The following is a 16,407-nucleotide window of genomic DNA, read 5'->3' as shown; positions in this document are numbered from 1 at the left end:
AGGTACCTGAATACCAAACAGGTGCCTTCTTCACAACAGGTACCTCGGGTGACCAGCATGGATCCCGTGACAGAGAACATGCGTGCGATCGTTTACCGTTCGTTCGGCGAGCCCGAGGTGCTGGAACTGACCGAAGTGCCGCGGCCGGAGCCGCAGGCGCACGAGGTGCTGGTGCGGGTGAAGGCCGCCGGGGTCAACCCGCCTGACTGGAAGCTGCGGCGGACCCCGTACCCGCCGGACTACACCACGCCCCCGCTGACCCCCGGCTGGGACGTGTCGGGCGTCGTCGAGCAGGTCGGGGCCTACGTCGGCCGGTTCAAGCCGGGCGACGAGGTGTTCGGCATGCTCAACTTCCCGCTCTACGCCGGGGCCTACGCCGAGTACGTGGTGGCCCGGCCGCGGCAGTTCGCGCTCAAGCCCGCCGGGATCGACCACGTGCGGGCGGCGGCGCTGCCCATGCCGGGGCTGACGGTGTGGCAGGCGTTCTCCGACATCGCCGACGTCTCGCCGGGGCAGCGGGTGCTGGTGCACGCCGCCGGGGGCGGGGTGGGGCACCTGGCCGTGCAGCTGGCGAAGCTGCGCGGGGCGTACGTGATCGGCACGGCCCGTGGGGCCAAGCACGAGTTCGTCCGGGGGCTCGGGGCGGACGAGGTGATCGACTACACCGGCGTGGACTTCGCGTCGGCGGTGTCCGAGGTGGATCTCGTGGTGGACATCGTGGGCCGGGACTATCCGGCCAGGTCGCTGCCGCTGATCCGGCCCGGGGGCGCGTTCATCGGCGTGTCGGGGATGACGCCCGAGGACGTGGCCGCGTACACGGAGGCCGGGCTGCGGCACAGCGTGCTCGTCGTGGAGCCCGACCACGCGGGGCTGGCCGCGCTGGCCGAGCTGGTGGCCGACGGCAGGCTGGCCGTGCACGTGGACCAGGTCTTCCCGCTGGCCGAGGCCGCCAAGGCGCAGGCGCTGATGGAAAGCGGCGACTTCGTCGGCAAGCTCGTGCTGGAGATTTGACATTCCACCTCGCGTCAACCTACGTTGACTCTAGCTTGGTCAATCAAAGTTGACGGGGGTGTGCTTCGTGGACGCGTTGTCCCTCGCGGTGGCGGCGAACCTGCCGGTGATCCTCTGGGGCTCGCCCGGGACCGGGAAGACCTCGGCCGTGCTGGCGCTCGGGGAGCGGCTCGGACTGCCGGTGGAGGTCGTGGTGGGCTCGATCAGGGAGCCGAGCGACTTCGCCGGGTTGCCGGTGCTGCGCGACGGGCGGACCTGGTTCGCGCCGCCGCGGTGGGCGGAACGGCTGGCGTCGGCGGGGTCGGGGATCCTCTTCCTGGACGAGCTGACCACCGCGCCGCCCGCCGTCCAGGCCGCGATGCTGCGGGTGGTGCTGGAGCGGACGGTCGGGGACCTGACGCTGCCGCCCTCCGTGCGGATCGTGGCGGCGGCCAACCCGCCGGAGCAGGCCGCCGACGGGTGGGACCTGTCGGCGCCGCTGGCCAACCGGCTGATCCATCTGGACTGGAAGGTGAGCGCCGCCTCGGTGGCCGAGGGGTTCACCGGCGGGTTCGCCGCGCCGTCGGCGCCCGATCTCGTGCTGGGGGCCGGGGAGATCGGGCGGGCTCGGGCGCTGGTGGGGGCCTTTCTGCGGGTACGGCCTGAGCTGGTGCTCGCCGTACCGGAGGGGGCGGGGCGGGCGTGGCCGAGTCCCCGTACGTGGGAGCTGGCCGCCACCGCCCTGGCCTGCACCTCCCCCACCGCCCTGGCCTCCACCTCCGCCACCGCCCTGGCCTGCACCTCCGCCACCGTCTTGCGCACCGGCCCCGCTCACGCTTCCGCGCCCAGCCCCGCCTCCGGCGCCTCCGAGACGGACACCCCCTTCGGGGCGACCCCGGCCCGCACCTCGCGGACGAGCGCCCTCTCCGGCTCGGCCCACGCCTCGGGGACCGGTGTCGCCGAGGGCGGGGGCTTCGGGGTGGGGCCGGCCGAGGCGGAGCGGGTGCGGGCCGAGCTGGTGGTCGGTGCCGTCGGGGAGGCGGCCGGGTTCGAGCTGCTGTCCTGGCTCCGAGACCTGGACCTGCCCGACCCCGAGACCCTGCTCGCCGATCCCACCGCCCCGCTGCCCGACCGCGTGGACCGGGTGCACGCCGTGCTCGGGTCGGTGGTGGCGCACGTGACCGCCGACGGAGGCGCGGACTCGTGGCAGCGGGCGTGGACGCTCATCGCGCGGGTGGCCAGGCGCACCCCGGACGTGGCCGCCAGCGCCGCCCGCTCCCTCGCCGCCCGCCGCCCGCACGGCGCGACCCTGCCGTCCACCGTCCTGGACCTCGCCCCGATCCTCCGCTCCGCCGGGCTGATGCCATGAACCGCCCGGAAGACCACGAACGGGCGGCGGGCGAGCGGTTCGCCGGGGCGCGGTTGTGGGCGGCCGCGCGGGCGCCGTACCTGGCCTCGGCGCTCTTCGCCCTGACCCCCCTCGTCCACGACGCCGCCCCGCCCCGCCTCCCCGCCGACGAGCACTGGAACGTGCACGTGAACCCCGCGGCCACCGCCGCCACCCCCGTGCCCGAGCTCGGCTGGTGGCTGCTCCACCAGGTGGGCCACCTGCTCAGGGACCACCACGCCAGAGCAGAGCCGTACCGGGAGCCGGAGCCGCGCCTGCGCTGGGCCCGGGCCGCCGACGCCGAGATCAACGACGACCTCGCGGGCGACCTGGAAGACACCCCCGGTGACGCCATCTCCCCCGAGGCGCTGGGCCTGCCGGACGGCCTGCTCGCCGAACGCTACGCCGAGCTCCTCGATCTCATAGACGTCCCGCCCCACCTGGCCGCGTGCGCCCGGCCCCCGTTCACCGGCCCGAGCGCGATGACGGCCCTGGAGCGCGAGCTCCTGGCCAGAGCCGTGGCCGCCGAGATCGAGGCGCGGGGCACGGCCCCCGCCGGCTGGCGGCGCTGGGCCGAGGCGACGCTGCGCCCCGAGGTGGACTGGCGGGCCAGGCTTGCCCGGCTCGTCAGGAGGGGCCTGACGCTGGCGGCGGGCCGGGTGGACTACAGCTACACCCGGCCGTCCAGGCGGGCGGCGTCCGTGCCGTCGATCGTCCTGCCCGCGCTGGTACGCCCGCTCCCCCGGATCGCCGTCCTGGTCGACACCTCGGGCAGCGTCACCCGTACCGAGCTGGCGCAGGCCCTCGGCGAGCTGGACGGCGTGCTGCGGGCGGCCGGGAACCGCCAGGTCGACGTGATCTGCTGCGACACCGAGGCCCGCCCGGCCCAGCGCGTACGTGCCGCGGCCCGGATCGAGCTGGCCGGAGGTGGCGGCACGGACCTCAGGCCGGGATTCGCCGCGGCCGCCGCCACCGGAGCCGACCTGCTGATCGTGCTGACCGACGGCGACACGCCGTGGCCGGACCGGCGCCCCCGTCCCCACGTCGTGCTCTGCCTGTTCGGCGACCGCCACGCGGCACCGCCCTGGGCGAACACGGTCCGCCTCCCGCCCCACCCCGCGGACGCCGCCGCATGACGGAACACCCCTGCCCGCGGAAGCCGCCGCATGACGGAACACCCCGCCGCACGGGACCGGACGACCTCAGACGCGGCGGCACGCCGGCCGGATACCCGCAACGGGCAGGGTAGATAGGGAAGGAGCTCGGTGTGGCACGGTGGGACGGTTCGGAGGAGGGCTTCACCCAGGGAGAGGTGCGGCGGTGGCGGGCGGCCGGGTTCGGGCCCGAGGAGGCGGCGGCCTGGCGCGCGGCCGGTGTGACCGCGCCCGCCGACGCCCGGCTCTGGCGTACCGCCGCCGCCACCCCCGACACGGTCATCGCCTGGCAGCGGGCCGGCATGACGCCGGTGGAGGCGGTGCGCTGGCACGAGCTGGGCGTCGCCCCGCATGACGCGGCCCGCAGGCACCTGGCCGGCGAGCGACCGCGCCGGGTCCCCTTGCTGGCCCGGCTGGCCCGGCTGGCCGCTCCGGAGCCGGCCGCCGAGCCCGACCCCGCGCTCGCGGAGGCGTTGCGGCGGTTGCTGCGCGCCGGCGTGCCCGCGGACGTGGCCCGTGCCTACGCCGACGCGGGCTGGCCCGGCGCCGAGGCCGAGGAATGGGCGCGGCGCCGGGTGGACCAGGGGGACGCGAGGGTGTTCAGGGCACTCGGGTTCACGGCCGCGGAGGCGGCGCGGACCGGTCTGCCCGCGGTGGAGGTGCTGGCCGCCTGGTGGGGCGCCGTCCCCTTGGCGGAGGTGGCGACCTGGTGCGCGGCCGGGTTCACGCCGGAGGAGGCGGCCGGGCAGCGGGCGGCAGGCGTCACGGCGGACCGGGCACGCGTGCTCCGCGCGCTGTCGGCCTTCGGCCCCGACCCGGCCTGACCCGCGTACGGCCAAGCCTCAGTATTCGACCTCGAACGTGTGCGGCCCCAGCCCGTACCCGTCGCCCTTCGGCACCACGTACCCGTGCTCGACCAGCGTGGCCAGGCTCGCCCGCACCTCCTCCTCGGTCAGCCCGGAAGATCGCACCAGGCCCGCCAGCCCGGCGCCGCCGGACTCGACCACCTTGGACGCCACGGCCTCGTACACGTGGATGTCCACGTCCGACAGGGCCTGGACATCGTGCCCCTCGGTCATGAGCGTTGCCTCGCTCCCTCCCTCAACCGGAGGGGATCGACCTCGCGATCCGGGTTGCGGCGGAGATATTCCGCCTCCAGCTCGCTGGTTCGGGCGGTGTGCATGGACAGCGCGTCGTCCGACCCGTGGAAAAAGGTATCGCTGCGGGTGAGGTGCAACTGGCGCAGCTCGCGTACGAGATCATCGTCGCTGAGCTGGGCAGCATCTATTCCCATCGTCGTCATGGGCTCCCCCTACCCCAGGAACCCTCAAACAATATCTGTCACATTTCCTGACATTTAGCCATTGTTTGTAAGAGATCGCCGCCTTACCTTCCCGTTATGGACCTCGAGCTCAGGCACCTCAGGATCGTCCGCGCGGTCGCGGACGCGGGAAGTGTGAGCAAGGCCGCGTCCCTGCTCGGGCTGGCACAACCAGCCCTGACCGCACAGCTCAAGCGTATCGAGAGGGTGCTCGGCGGCGCCCTCTTCGAGCGTGACCGTCACGGCGCCAGGCCCACCCGCCTCGGCGAACTCGTGCTCGCCCGGGCACGGGTGCTTCTCCCCGCAGCCAAAGAGCTGCAGGACGAAGCCGTACGTTTCGCTCACGCCCCCTCCCCCGGCTTCCGCATCGGCGCCACCAACGGGCCGATACTCGGCGGCCTGGTCGACCGGCTCGCCGCGGAGCGGACGGTCAGCACGTACACGTCCTGGTCGACGCACGAGCTGAACAGCATGGTCGAGCTCGGCCGCCTCGACTACGTGCTGACCGGCGCCTGCGGCGACTCCGGCACCCCCACCGGCACGCTCCTGTGGGAGACGATCAGCAACGACCCCGTCTTCTGCCTGGTCGCGGAGGATCATCCCGTCGCCAAGGAGAAGGAGGTGGCCCTGGCCGACCTGGCCGGGGAGCAGTGGGCGGTGACGCCGGGCGACGGCTGCTTCGCGGACTGCTTCGCGATGGCGTGCGCGCGGGCGGGTTTCACGCCTGGCACGATCTACGAGACCGACGTACCGACCTGTGCCCATCTCGCGCAGGTCGGCCGGGCCGTCGTGCTCTGCCAGGCCACCCACCAGGCCGCCCAGGGCTTGACCATGGTGCCGCTGGTCGGCGCGCCGCTGCGCTGGCGGCAGCTCCTCGGCCGGCATCCCACCGCCCCCGAGGCCTCCTGGGTGGTGGCGCAGGCGAAGCAGGCCCACATGGACGCGGTACGCCGCAGTCCCGTCTATTACGACTGGCTGGTACGTAACCCGGGTTACGGCACCGCTCCATAACACGGTGATAGGGGCAAAGTAGTACTCCTCCGTTTCCTGGCTCGCCGTTACCGTGACGGCACCCCCAGCAGCGAGGAGACAATCATGCTCCGGACCCCGGCGCTGATCGCGATCGCGATCGGCGCGTTAGTCATGACGGCAACCCCTGCCGTCGCCACCGCGAAACCGCCGTCCGGCGTGGTCGACGCCGTGCAGCGCGACCTCGGCATCACGAAGGAGCAGGCGCTCAACCGCCTGGCGAACGAGGCCCGCGGCAACGCCGCCGCGCCCGGCCTGAGCAAGAGGCTCGGCGACCGCTATGCCGGAATCTGGTATGAGGGCGCCGAGAGCGCGCTGGTCGTGGCCAGCGTCGACGCCGCGGACACGGCCGAGATCACCCGCGCCGGCGCCCGGGCCGCCATCGTACCTCGCTCGTTCGCCCAGCTCAGCGCGGTCAAGGAGGGTCTGGACCGGACGGCGCCACCGGGCACCGTACACAGCTGGGCCGTCTCACCCCGGGACAACTCCGTCGTCGTCCTGACCAGCGACGAGCAGGCCGCCCGATCCTGGGTGGCCGCCAGCGGCATGGACGCCGCCGCCGTGAAGTTCGAGCAGTCGGCCGAACGCCCGCGGTTGTTCTACGACATCCGGGGCGGGGACGCGTACTACACCTCTGAGGGCTACCGCTGCTCGGTCGGCTTCGCGGCCAGGCGCGGCACCCAGCTCGGCTTCACCACCGCCGGCCACTGCGGCTCCAACGGCGTCACCACGACCGGCTTCAACCGGGTGGCGCAGGGCACGTTCCAGATCTCGTCCTTCCCCGGGAACGACTACGCCTGGGTGGCCACGAACTCCAACTGGACCGCCCCCGGCGTGGTGAACGGCTACAGCGCCGGCATCCTCCCCGTCCGCGGCTCGGCCGTCACCCAGCCCCAGGGCTCGATCTGCCGCTCGGGCTCCACCACCCAGTGGCACTGCGGCACGGTCACCGCGCTCAACTCCACCGTCAACTACCCGGAGGGCACGGTGTCGGGCCTGACGCGTACCACGGTGTGCGCCGAAGGCGGGGACTCGGGCGGCTCGTTCATCTCGGGCGACCAGGCCCAGGGCATGACGTCGGGCGGCTCGGGCAACTGTTCGGTGGGCGGCACCACGTACTTCCAGCCCATCGGCGAGATCCTCTCGACGGGCGGCCTGACGCTGGTCACGGCCGGCGGCACCGACCCGCCGCCGCCGGGATGCCAGGGGTACGAGGAGACGTACAGTGGGTCGCTGAGCTCGAACCAGAGCGCGTACCAGCCGAACGGCTCCTACTACCAGGCGACGGTCTCGGGCACCCACGCGGCCTGCCTCGACGGGCCGAGCGGTGTGGACTTCGACGTCTACCTGCAGAAGTGGAACGGCTCGACCTGGTCCGTGGTGGCCAGGGGCGACAGCCCGAACCCTGACGAGACGATCAGCTACAGCGGTACGTCCGGGTATTACCGGTATCGCGTGCACGCTTACAGCGGCTCCGGCTCGTACACGCTGGGCCTGAACCGTCCATAACCCGCCTCAGCTCGGCCCAATTCGGCTCGGCCCGGCTCAATGCGGCCCGGCTCAATGCGGCCCGGCTCGATGCGGCCCGGCTCGATGCGGCTCGACTCGATGCGGCTCGACTCGATACGGCTCGACTCGATACGGCTCGGCTCGATACGGCTCGACTCGATACGGCTCGGCTCGATACGGCTCGGCTTGGGAGGCGGGCGCGAAACGCCCGCCTCCCCTTCCTCGCCGGTCGGGCTCTGGAGGCGGCACGGATATGGGACCGCGAACCGGCACTCGGTGCTCTACCACTGAGCTACACAGCCGAAGCCGCGGCGGGACTCGAACCCGCGACCACCCCATGGGAAGATGGATAACCGACCCGCTTCGACCCGTGCCGCCACCAACCCCGACCAACCCCCCGAACCCTAACCGGACCCTTCCCCCACCACACCCCATTTTCCTGCCGACTCCCGGCACCCTCGAGATTAAGATCGACTTGGGCTCCACTCACGGGGCTTGGCATGGAATGATGTCGGCGGAGACCTGTCTCCCGTTCAGCCGGGCACCACGACCGGATCCGATGCTCTAGCCTTAGCTTGCACGGAGCCTCGACAAGATCCTCTCGTCGTCTTGCCGTGCGCCGTACAACTCAATCCAGGGGCGGTAGCTCAGCCGGTCAGAGCATCGGACTCATAATCCGTGGGTCGTGGGTTCAAGTCCCACCCGCCCTACTCTCTAAAACCGCGTTCGACCTGGGGTTTCTCGGTTTCCGCCGGCCTCGAATCGCGCTGTTGATCATGGTTGGTTGCTCGGCGGTTGCTCTTGTGTACGGATCGTGTACGGCGGTAGATCATTTAGGCCGCCATCGTCAGTTCAGACCCCGGTGACGACCATCAGAAGATCAAGCCAGAAGGCCTGCACGGCCTCGCCGGTCAACAGTGGCCTCATGTGAGATCAAGCCTTGTCCAAGCCGGCTCGTCTTGCTCACCAGGTCTTTCTGACCAGAAGATTAAAGATCCGCTGCTTCTCGCAGCGAGCCGCTTGGCCGTGTATCGCGCAGGTGCGGGATCGCTCGGCCTTGCGTCACCTGTGTGACAGCCGCTGAGGGCATAAGGCAGGCCCGCCGAAGGGTCGGCGGGCCTGGCTGGGCTTGGTGGTTTAGGTGGTGGTGTCTCAGGTGTGGGTCGGCAGGGTGATCAGCCGGGCGGTCTGGGCGCCTGCGGCTGCGGTGTTGACGAGGGCGGCGGTGGATTCGGCGGCGGCGCGGGCCACCTCCGGGTAGACGCTGGTGTAGGTGTCGCGGGTGAAGGTGGAGGAGACGTGGCCGAGGGTTTCTTGCACCACCTTCAGATCGACCCCGGCGGCCAGCATCAGCGAGGCCGCACCATGGCGGAGATCATGGAGCCGTACCGGCGGTAGCCCCACCCGGAAGGCCAGTTGGTAGAAGTGGTCGCTGACCTGCTGCGGGTGCAGCGGCCGGCCGATCTCGTCGGTGAAGACGAACCCGCTGTCGGTCCAGGTCTCGCCCGCGGCCAGCCGTTCGGCGGCTTGACGCTTGCGGTGCGCGCGCAGCGCGGTGACGGTGTCCTCATCCAGGGCGATGGTGCGGTCGCTGGCCTCGGTCTTCGGCCTGCCCTGCACCGGCTCCCAGCCCAGCTGAGTGATCTGCCAATGCACCCCCGCCGTCCCGGCGGTCAGGTCGACATCCTTCCAGCGCAGCCCGACCGCCTCGCCCCGGCGCAACCCGCGCAGAGCTATCAGCCGATACAGCGCGAACAGCCGGTGGGTGGCCGCCTGGGCGAGGAAGGTGTAGGTGTGCGAGGGCGTCCAGACCATCACCGGCGATGGCCTGGGCACGGACGCGTACACATTGATCATGCTGGCGCGGCTGAGCCGGGCCCCGCGCCGCCGCTCCTCCGCTCTGAGCCGATGCTGCAGGTCACGATTCCAGTCGGCCACCCGCTCATCGGTCCACACCAGCGCCTTCGGGCGTTCGGCGTCGGGGAGCTCGACTACCGCGGCGGGGTTGAAGTCGATCAGCCGGTCCTGCTTGATCGCAATATTGAGGGCGTGCCGCAGGGTGGCGCGGATGCGGTGCATGGTGGCCGGGCCGACCGGCCGACGATACCGCACCTTGGCTCGCTGCTCGGAGTCGCCGCTAGCGCGGGTGGTGGTGATGACGTCGTTGAACTCCTCGATCGCATCGAACATGCCCGCCACATCCGATACCCGGAGCCGGTCCAGCCGGATGTCGCCGAGGTAGGGGGTGAAGTAGAGACGGATGTGCGCCTCATAGGAGCGGCGGGTGGTGACGTCGATCTTCCGCTTGCGCCGCAGGAACTCCTGCATCCATTCGGCGACCGTGACGGTGGGGTTGAGGTCCTGGCGGGTGCGGACCTTGCGCCGCACCTCTTCTACCGGCGGCAGCGTCTTGGTGTCCTTGAGCATGGACAGCATCAGCTCGGTGATCTTCCGCTGGATGTGCGGGTCCTCATCCAGCGCCAGCAGCGCCCGGGCATGCTCCAGCTCGGCCTCGACCTCCTCCAGCGTGGCAAAGCCGCGCCGCCGCAGCGGGTTACGCCGCCGCCCGTCGGCGTGCGCGGGCAGCTCGAGCTGGTAGGCCCAGCGCCCGTGGGTGCTGCTCCACCGCTCCCCGCCGCCCGGGCGGCGCAGTTTCGGGCAGGCCTTGCCCAGTTTCTTGCCGGTCGCCTCGTCCCGGCAGGAACATGTTTTGAAGGTGGTTCCGTTCATCGTCGCTGTCGCGCCTTTCCCTTGTTCGCTGACCTCGCGTCGCCGACCGCTCGGCGTCGCGCTTCCTGCGGCGCTCCCCCATCCCCGCCCCCCACCGAGCGCCGTCGGTGCGGTGAGCCGGTCCATGACGCCACCGGCGGCATCGCGTACCCGGCCCATCACCGCGCCGGTCGCCGTCGGGCGGCCCGGAGTGGGGATTGCCGTGCCCCGGCCGGAGGGCGGTCCCGGTCGGCCCGCACAGGCCCGTTATGGGCGCTGCAGCGGGGACGTTCGGGGCCGCCGACTGGTCCGGGGCGGTCGGTATCGACGCCCACCTTCACCACCCATGTCAAGCGATATCCGCTGGTCACACGCCCCGGCGCACGTTTCGGCCGGGCCCGGGGCGTCCGGTTGCATGCCTCGGCCAGAGAACGCCGGCCTCTGCAGAAGGCCCCGCGCTGAGCGCGGGGCGGCGGCCTCAGCTGGCAGGGAAGGCGCAACATCGAGATTCGGCGAAATGGCTGAACTGTACGGTCACCATCAGACGCTCCGATCTGGCGGGGCGAACCATCCCTGTCACTTATTGAAATACCGGCCAGAAAGGCCGAGTTAGGACAGCGCGACAGGTCAATCTTCAGTCAAACCACATCGGCACCTGCACCGAGCAACCAACGGCGGCACACGGTTTCAAATCTATGACATTCACGGACAAATCGCCCGCCAGCGCTTCATGAACAAATGTCCAGATTCGATGCATTTGCGCTGGAACTTCTGAACCCCGCGCGGCAGAACACGGCACGCTCTGGCATGTGGAAACAAAACTCCGGACTTTAATCCGTAGGTTCCGGGTTCGAGCCCCGGGCGCCCTACCACTCCACACCCAATATGACCTGCGCTTTCTCGGTTTTCAGGGCCTCCGGCGAGGCAGAGACACGCCGTTGGTTGCTCGCTGGTTGCTCTTCGGCACGGGTCCGGCACATGGCCGGGCCCTCCGTGCCCCGGTTAGGCCGATCCACCCAAGCCAGCCTTGCAAGAAGATCAAGGGAATACCAAGCCGGAAGACCTGGCGGGCACTCCGGAGCGGGTTACGCCTGCCGCCAGTCAAAGAGCTGATCAAGCCGCTCGCTGCGCAGGTGCCGCCGTTTCAGGGTTTCCGCAGTAGAGTCCGCTGCCTTAAACGAGCCTGCTTGCGTTGCCTTCATGTTCGCCGAGCATTCCAAGCGCCGGCTGTGGCCGCCCATCAAGGCAAACCATAAGGATGATCTGAAGGGTAAGGAAAAGAGATCCGACGGGAATCCCAGCTAATGGTGCGTTTTGCACCCAGGCAAGTTGTGATCACGCCAGCCTCACCGAAGTGGGTGGCCGCGCTGTGGCGCAGCTGGTGCAGATCGAGGCCGGCGTACTTGTCCAGCAGATGGCCGCCCGCTACCTGGGCAAGGATGACCGTGCTGGCCGCGCACTTCGCCCAGCATGCGGCCTCCCGGCAGATCGGCGACCCGGCCGCGAGTAGCTGACCCCATAGCCCGGCACGTGAGCAGGTGGCGCGAGACGCACGCGGTTCAGGCGGCCGACAAGATGAATCATCATCTCCCGGGTTCGTGAGGAGGTCAGGCGAGGCGGCGGGCCATTTCCTGGATCGCGTCCCGGCTGGCCCGTGCGACGTGGCCCTCCATAGCCTGCAGCATGCGCCCTGTCAGATGCGGATCCTTGGCCAAGATCTGGTCGGCGAGTCGTTGGATGGCCTCCCTACTGGTCGTGGCGATGCGACCCTCCATTTCCTGGAGCATTCTGCCCACTAGTAGGGGGTCGTTGGTCACGATGTGGTCAGCGAGTTCGATGACCCGTTGGCGGGCCACCTGCGCGACAGATCCCTCCATCTGCTGCAGAATCGCCATGGCGACCATGCCGGACGTCGGCGTGACCGAGCCGGCCGCGCCGGACCCCTCCGGTGCCGCGGCCGCAGGCCTATGGTTGAGCTCGTCGCGCAGCGCGGCCAGTTCGGCCGCCTGAGCCGCCATCGTCTGCTGCATCTGTGCGATAGTCGCGCGCAGCTCTGTTATCTCGCTGGGCCGGGGACTGGCGGCGCGGCTCTCGGCCATGGCCACCCTTTCCCAGGCCAGCTCCCACTGCGCGAGCTCGGCGGCGCTGACGCCGTACTTCCTGACCAGGGCGAGGGTGAAGTCCTTGTTCGGCAGTCCTTCACCACGAAGCGCCCGGGAGATGCTGCTGCGCCGCAGGGGCGGCTTGTCGTGCCGTGACTCCTCCTCCAAGCGCCGGTGAGCTGGGCGGCCGGCACGGATCCACAACAACTTCAATGCGGCGGCCATATCCACCAGAGTGGCGATCGCCGCCACGTCAAGGAGGACGGGAGCTTGCGCGGCACCCGTGGCGCCGTCGGATAACGGTGACATGGCCGTCCTTCAAATAGTTCAATCGGGTCGGACCGCTCATCCTAGAGCCGCTGGCCCAGATTGGCCCATGGGCTCGGGACAGCCGTGTGGGAGTGTCTCAGCTTGGGCGGCGAGGGCTCGCGATCGGCTCATGGTCGGCGCAAAGCCTGGCTGGACAGGGCGGAAGTCGGCTGTGCTGGAGGCGTCACTGCAGATGCCGTGAGAACGGGCAGCGTGCTCACTGGATGCGAAGGAACCCCATGCAGATCCTCGACCTCTTCACTGGCCTGATTCAGTTGGCCGCAGCGGGCATCGGCCTGTACGCCGGCGTCATGCTCCGGCGGCGGGCGCGGGATCACCGTCAACGGGCCGATCTGCCGGCCGCCATCCGGAGTGAGCACCACGTCGAGCCAGCCGTGCCGGAAGCGCACGTGTGTGAGACGGGTGATCGTGGGCCTGATGAGCCAGCGTGAGGCCAGTGTCCCTTCCGGATGTGGCTGACGGAAGGAGCTGGCGCTGACCTGCGACACGACATCTTGGTCCGGACGGTTTCATCTGGAGTTGTTCAGGTTTTCCTGTCGGTCAGTGGGCACTCCAGCGTTCCCAGGAAGTTGAAGCTTGACCGCCTGCTCCACCACCGGGCTCAGTGAGATCAGCGGCATTTCCACCTGGACGTTCACCGACCTTTGAGCGGTCCCCACTTCTGGCGGCCGTTGGCCGACCGGTCTTCTCTGCTCCTGTACCAATGGGCTCGACCGGCGAGAGCCGAGCACATTCGACCGCAATCTACTTTTGGACAGGCCTCAAGAGATCGAGGACGTTGACAAGGTCGTATCAGATGAAATGCTCGAATAGTCAATGTCCCGACTGAAGTGGAGATGTCAATGGCGAAGATGGATGAACTTACCGACGCTACGTTCTCCAATACCGTCCTGAAGGCGTCCGGGCCAGTGCTAGTGGTCTTCCGCGCCGAATGGTCGGCGGTGTGCCGGGCGCTGGATCCGATCCTGGAGTAGGTCGCCGCCGAGCGGGACGGCAAGGTGATCGTGGGCAGGCACGACATCGACCAGAATCCGGTCACGCCTCCCGGTACAAGGTCGACTACATTACCACGTTGCACCTGTTCAAGGGGGGCGCGATCCTCGCAACCAGGATCGGCCCCGCGACGAAGAGCAACGTGCTGGCCCTCATCGACCCGCACCTCCGATCCTCATCCGTACCCGGCGACCATGTCCGGCCGGGACTGGTGACGGCCCTCGGCCGCAGGGTCGCCGCGCAGGGGCAGCGCATATATACGTCGCGCTTTCGGCTTCCCTGCCGAATTTACGGCCTCACCGACCGTGCCTGGATTATTCCGCATCGCCGCATGCGGAATTCGCAGCGAGGCGGCTTCGCGGGCCGCTCCTTCCGCGCCCTCGTTCAACGTCTCGCTTCTTTTCTTTGCGTCGGCACGGTGCCGCCTCCTGCGCATTCTCGCATTCCTTCATGGGAGAAAGAAGAGGAAAGCCGACCATGTCATAGCCCGCCACCGACCTCACCCGCACCTTGAATGCCGACGTCACCGTTCCGCCGCAGGATCGCGACGTCGAGTTCGCCCACGCCAGCCGCGGACTCATCAAGGCGATGCCGCCGGACTACACGGTGGACTCCGCCGCCCCCAAGGTCCCGGCCTGGAGCCTGCCCCTACTCGACCTTCCTGACCGGCTCCGCGCCTGAGACAGTCGACCCGAGCCTGTGGCGCGATGCCCTGCTCAACATGCACTGCGGCCTGTACGAAGTCGTCCCTGACAGCATCTACCAGGTCCGCGGCGGCGACATGGCCAACGTCACCTTCCTCGAAGACCCCACCCAGGCCAGCCGCGACATCGTCGTGGTGGATCCGCTGCAGAACACCGAGACCGCCGTCTCCGCGCTGGAGATGTACCTGGCCGAGCGCGGCCCGCGCACCATCGTCGCGGTCATCTACGCCCACTCCCACGCCGACCACTACGGCGGCGCCCGCGCCCTGTTCACCGCCACCGACGGCGTACCCGACCTCTCCGTGAAGATCTACGCGCCGGACGAGTTCCTGGAACACGCCGTCAGCGAGAACGTCTACGCCGGCAACGCCATGACCCGCCGCGCGCTGTTCATGTACGGCAGCATCCTGCACCGGGGACAGCAGGGCCAGGTTGACGCGGGACTGGGCAAGACCATGGCCACCGGCACCGTCGGCCTGCTGCCCCCCGACCGACATCGTCCGCGTCGACCACGCCACCCGCATCGGCCCGAGCCGCATCGAGTTCCAGCTCACTCCTGGCACCGAGGCGCCGGCCGAGATGAACTTCTACCTGCCCGACTCCGCGGCGCTGTGCATGGCCGAGAACGCCACCCCGACCCTGCACAACCTCTACAGCCCGCGCGGCGCCCAGGTCCGCGACGCCAAGAACTGGTCCAACTACCTCAACGCCGCCGCCGAGCAGTTCGGCCCCGAGGCCGAGGTGCTGTTCGCCAGCCACTTCTGGCCCCGCTGGCGCGAACCACGCAAGCCCGGCACCCAGATCGTCGACTTTCCTCACCAGCCAGGCCGACCTGTACCGCTTCCTGCACGACCAGAGCCTGCGCCTGGCCAACCACGGCCGCACCATGCTCGAGATCGCCGAAGACCTCGACCGGCAACTGCCGGCACCCGTGTAGCGCTCATGCGGCGTGAACGAGGGAGAAGACGCGTGGCCTATGTCGGCTCAGCACTGTAGCGACCGAACAGCAGGTTGGCGGGGTCCGCTGGGGAATCGCTCAGGTAGAAGGCATGGTTGGCGGCGATGATCTCCTCGCTGGTGAGCTGACCGTCGCCGTTGACGTCGAGCGCCTTGAATGACTGGCCGGCCTCTTCGGCGGACACGCCGAAAGTCTCGAAGAGCTTGGTGAACTCGGGCAGCGAGAGTGTCTGGGTGCCATCGGAGTCGGCGAGCTCCAGGACGGCCTGGGCGACGGGCTTGATGGCGCGGTCGAAACCGCCGCTGCGGTTGACCAGGCCGGAGATAACCGCGTTGACGAACTCCTCCTGGGTCACCTTCCCGTCCCCGTCGGCGTCGCTGGAGTAGGCGAGGGCCCGCCACAGCTTCAGGTAGGACTGGCGGAGCCGGTCGGCGGCGGGTGTGCCCTGCTGTGCCGGGTAGGCGTCCAGGAGTCGCTGGATGAGGTTCTCGTAGTCGGCGCGGGTGATGTGGCCGTCCTGGTCGACGTCCATGAGCTGGAAGCGCTTGACGGCCTTGTGCCTTTGCAGGGTGTGGCCGGTTTCCTGGGAGTCGATCGTCATGGGGACGTTCTCCTGTCACTGGCGGGGATCGGGGGCGCGCGAGTTCAGAGGACGGGGCCGTAGGTGCGGCTGTCCAGGTCGTTGTCGAGGGTGAAGTATTCGGTCCAGGCGGTGGCGTACTCGGCGGTGGTGATGGTGCCGTCTCCGTTGCGGTCCATGCCGGCGGCGACCGATTGGGCGATGTCGAGCGGTACGCCGCAGGTGGTGTAGAGGTGGACGAGGTCCTCGACACGGAAGACGCCGTCGTCGTCGGTGTCCACGGCGACGTGGACCGCGGCCGCGGCTCGATACAGGGCGTCTCGCATGCCCGCGGCGTGCAGGCCGCCGAGCGCCTGGCGGAACTCCTCGCGCGAGAGACGGCCGTCGCCATCCTTGTCGACGGCTTCGACGAGCGCCCGCCAGAGCACGTCGTACTCGTGGTTGAACGTCTGCGCCTTGGCCGACTCCGGGGGCACGGAGCCGGCCTTGAGGACGTTGGCCTTCAGCAGGTCGATGTCCTGCCGCTCGATGTAGCCGTTGCCGTTGACGTCGAACACGGCGAAGAACTTGTCGCACTTGGCGTTGATGACGTCGCTGTCTGCACCGCTCACCGTCATGTTGTTCCTCCGCTCCCTTGCTTC

Annotated in this window: 16 protein-coding genes and 1 tRNA gene; 11 read left to right on the top strand and 6 right to left on the bottom strand. The window is 69.5% G+C overall.

The genetic code is table 11. The features are described from left to right. Positions 1–57: 57 nt before the first annotated feature. From ACBJ59_RS04920 to ACBJ59_RS04905, 4 genes are all read left to right on the top strand, one after another. Entirely contained in the window at positions 58–1,011 is a 954-nt protein-coding gene (locus ACBJ59_RS04920; protein WP_375108975.1) for an NADP-dependent oxidoreductase, read from the top strand. Positions 1,012–1,078: 67 nt separating this feature from the next. After that, a complete protein-coding gene (locus ACBJ59_RS04915; protein WP_375108974.1) occupies positions 1,079–2,359 on the top strand; it encodes an AAA family ATPase in 1,281 nt (426 codons plus the stop codon). Further along, positions 2,356–3,513, top strand: a complete 1,158-nt coding sequence (locus ACBJ59_RS04910; protein ID WP_375108973.1) for a VWA-like domain-containing protein — start codon at positions 2,356–2,358, stop codon at positions 3,511–3,513. Before ACBJ59_RS04915 ends, ACBJ59_RS04910 begins: the two co-directional genes overlap by 4 nt. A gap of 131 nt (positions 3,514–3,644) precedes the next feature. Beyond that, a complete protein-coding gene (locus ACBJ59_RS04905) occupies positions 3,645–4,355 on the top strand; it encodes a hypothetical protein (protein ID WP_375108972.1) in 711 nt (236 codons plus the stop codon). Between the two features lie 18 nt (positions 4,356–4,373). Here the strand turns inward: ACBJ59_RS04905 and ACBJ59_RS04900 are convergent, their stop codons facing one another. After that, the gene (locus tag ACBJ59_RS04900; RefSeq protein WP_375108971.1) at positions 4,374–4,610 is read right to left on the bottom strand and encodes a hypothetical protein; all 237 of its coding nucleotides are present in this window, start codon (positions 4,608–4,610) and stop codon (positions 4,374–4,376) included. Then, positions 4,607–4,834 carry a DUF6158 family protein gene (locus tag ACBJ59_RS04895; protein ID WP_375108970.1) on the bottom strand — a complete coding sequence of 76 codons (228 nt, stop codon included), beginning with the start codon at positions 4,832–4,834 and terminating at the stop codon, positions 4,607–4,609. Before ACBJ59_RS04895 ends, ACBJ59_RS04900 begins: the two co-directional genes overlap by 4 nt. 96 nt (positions 4,835–4,930) lie before the next feature. Between ACBJ59_RS04895 and ACBJ59_RS04890 the strand changes: the two genes are divergently transcribed. The 3 genes from ACBJ59_RS04890 to ACBJ59_RS04880 all read left to right on the top strand — a co-directional run bounded on the left by ACBJ59_RS04890 (position 4,931) and on the right by ACBJ59_RS04880 (position 8,100). Continuing rightward, the gene (locus ACBJ59_RS04890; protein ID WP_375108969.1) at positions 4,931–5,863 is read left to right on the top strand and encodes a LysR family transcriptional regulator; all 933 of its coding nucleotides are present in this window, start codon (positions 4,931–4,933) and stop codon (positions 5,861–5,863) included. Positions 5,864–5,947: 84 nt separating this feature from the next. Beyond that, positions 5,948–7,390: a S1 family peptidase gene (locus ACBJ59_RS04885; RefSeq protein WP_375108968.1), complete on the top strand. Its 1,443-nt coding sequence runs from the start codon at positions 5,948–5,950 to the stop codon at positions 7,388–7,390. Between the two features lie 636 nt (positions 7,391–8,026). Then, a tRNA-Ile gene (locus ACBJ59_RS04880) sits at positions 8,027–8,100 on the top strand. A 442-nt stretch (positions 8,101–8,542) separates the two neighbouring features. Here ACBJ59_RS04880 and xerC read toward each other — a convergent pair. Together xerC and ACBJ59_RS04870 are read right to left on the bottom strand one after the other, a co-directional pair. Beyond that, complete coding sequence (gene xerC / locus ACBJ59_RS04875; protein ID WP_375108967.1) at positions 8,543–10,120, bottom strand: tyrosine recombinase XerC; 1,578 nt, start codon at positions 10,118–10,120, stop codon at positions 8,543–8,545. Between the two features lie 1,586 nt (positions 10,121–11,706). Continuing rightward, positions 11,707–12,453: a hypothetical protein gene (locus ACBJ59_RS04870; protein ID WP_375108966.1), complete on the bottom strand. Its 747-nt coding sequence runs from the start codon at positions 12,451–12,453 to the stop codon at positions 11,707–11,709. 296 nt (positions 12,454–12,749) lie between these two features. On the opposite strand from ACBJ59_RS04870, the gene ACBJ59_RS04865 reads away from it, so the two are divergent. The 4 genes from ACBJ59_RS04865 to ACBJ59_RS04850 all read left to right on the top strand — a co-directional run bounded on the left by ACBJ59_RS04865 (position 12,750) and on the right by ACBJ59_RS04850 (position 15,181). After that, the gene (locus ACBJ59_RS04865) at positions 12,750–12,962 is read left to right on the top strand and encodes a hypothetical protein (protein ID WP_375108965.1); all 213 of its coding nucleotides are present in this window, start codon (positions 12,750–12,752) and stop codon (positions 12,960–12,962) included. 411 nt (positions 12,963–13,373) lie between these two features. After that, positions 13,374–13,505: a thioredoxin family protein gene (locus tag ACBJ59_RS04860; protein ID WP_375108964.1), complete on the top strand. Its 132-nt coding sequence runs from the start codon at positions 13,374–13,376 to the stop codon at positions 13,503–13,505. A 529-nt stretch (positions 13,506–14,034) separates the two neighbouring features. Then, the gene (locus tag ACBJ59_RS04855) at positions 14,035–14,205 is read left to right on the top strand and encodes a hypothetical protein (RefSeq protein WP_375108963.1); all 171 of its coding nucleotides are present in this window, start codon (positions 14,035–14,037) and stop codon (positions 14,203–14,205) included. Between the two features lie 40 nt (positions 14,206–14,245). Beyond that, a complete protein-coding gene (locus ACBJ59_RS04850; RefSeq protein WP_375108962.1) occupies positions 14,246–15,181 on the top strand; it encodes an MBL fold metallo-hydrolase in 936 nt (311 codons plus the stop codon). A gap of 21 nt (positions 15,182–15,202) precedes the next feature. Here ACBJ59_RS04850 and ACBJ59_RS04845 read toward each other — a convergent pair whose 3' ends face one another. After that, entirely contained in the window at positions 15,203–15,787 is a 585-nt protein-coding gene (locus ACBJ59_RS04845; RefSeq protein ID WP_375108961.1) for an EF-hand domain-containing protein, read from the bottom strand. Positions 15,788–15,831: 44 nt separating this feature from the next. After that, a complete protein-coding gene (locus ACBJ59_RS04840) occupies positions 15,832–16,377 on the bottom strand; it encodes an EF-hand domain-containing protein (protein ID WP_375108960.1) in 546 nt (181 codons plus the stop codon). Positions 16,378–16,407: the final 30 nt, after the last annotated feature.

Origin of the sequence: Nonomuraea sp. MTCD27, assembly GCF_041950495.1 — a bacterium.
Taxonomy (GTDB): Bacteria; Actinomycetota; Actinomycetes; order Streptosporangiales; family Streptosporangiaceae; genus Nonomuraea.
The sequence above is the reverse complement of the archived record's forward strand: the minus strand, read 5'-3'. Positions and strand labels throughout refer to the sequence as shown.

Bases quoted from the DNA above. Each gene is read 5' to 3' on its own strand.
- ACBJ59_RS04850 (WP_375108962.1), top strand. From the start codon at position 14,246: ATGCACTGCGGCCTGTACGAAGTCGTCCCTGACAGCATCTACCAGGTC.
- ACBJ59_RS04900 (WP_375108971.1), bottom strand. From the start codon at position 4,610: ATGACCGAGGGGCACGATGTCCAGGCCCTGTCGGACGTGGACATCCAC.
- ACBJ59_RS04910 (WP_375108973.1), top strand. From the start codon at position 2,356: ATGAACCGCCCGGAAGACCACGAACGGGCGGCGGGCGAGCGGTTCGCC.
- ACBJ59_RS04895 (WP_375108970.1), bottom strand. From the start codon at position 4,834: ATGACGACGATGGGAATAGATGCTGCCCAGCTCAGCGACGATGATCTC.
- ACBJ59_RS04865 (WP_375108965.1), top strand. From the start codon at position 12,750: ATGCAGATCCTCGACCTCTTCACTGGCCTGATTCAGTTGGCCGCAGCG.
- ACBJ59_RS04845 (WP_375108961.1), bottom strand. From the start codon at position 15,787: ATGACGATCGACTCCCAGGAAACCGGCCACACCCTGCAAAGGCACAAG.
- ACBJ59_RS04860 (WP_375108964.1), top strand. From the start codon at position 13,374: ATGGCGAAGATGGATGAACTTACCGACGCTACGTTCTCCAATACCGTC.
- ACBJ59_RS04920 (WP_375108975.1), top strand. From the start codon at position 58: ATGGATCCCGTGACAGAGAACATGCGTGCGATCGTTTACCGTTCGTTC.
- xerC (WP_375108967.1), bottom strand. From the start codon at position 10,120: ATGAACGGAACCACCTTCAAAACATGTTCCTGCCGGGACGAGGCGACC.
- ACBJ59_RS04885 (WP_375108968.1), top strand. From the start codon at position 5,948: ATGCTCCGGACCCCGGCGCTGATCGCGATCGCGATCGGCGCGTTAGTC.
- ACBJ59_RS04890 (WP_375108969.1), top strand. From the start codon at position 4,931: ATGGACCTCGAGCTCAGGCACCTCAGGATCGTCCGCGCGGTCGCGGAC.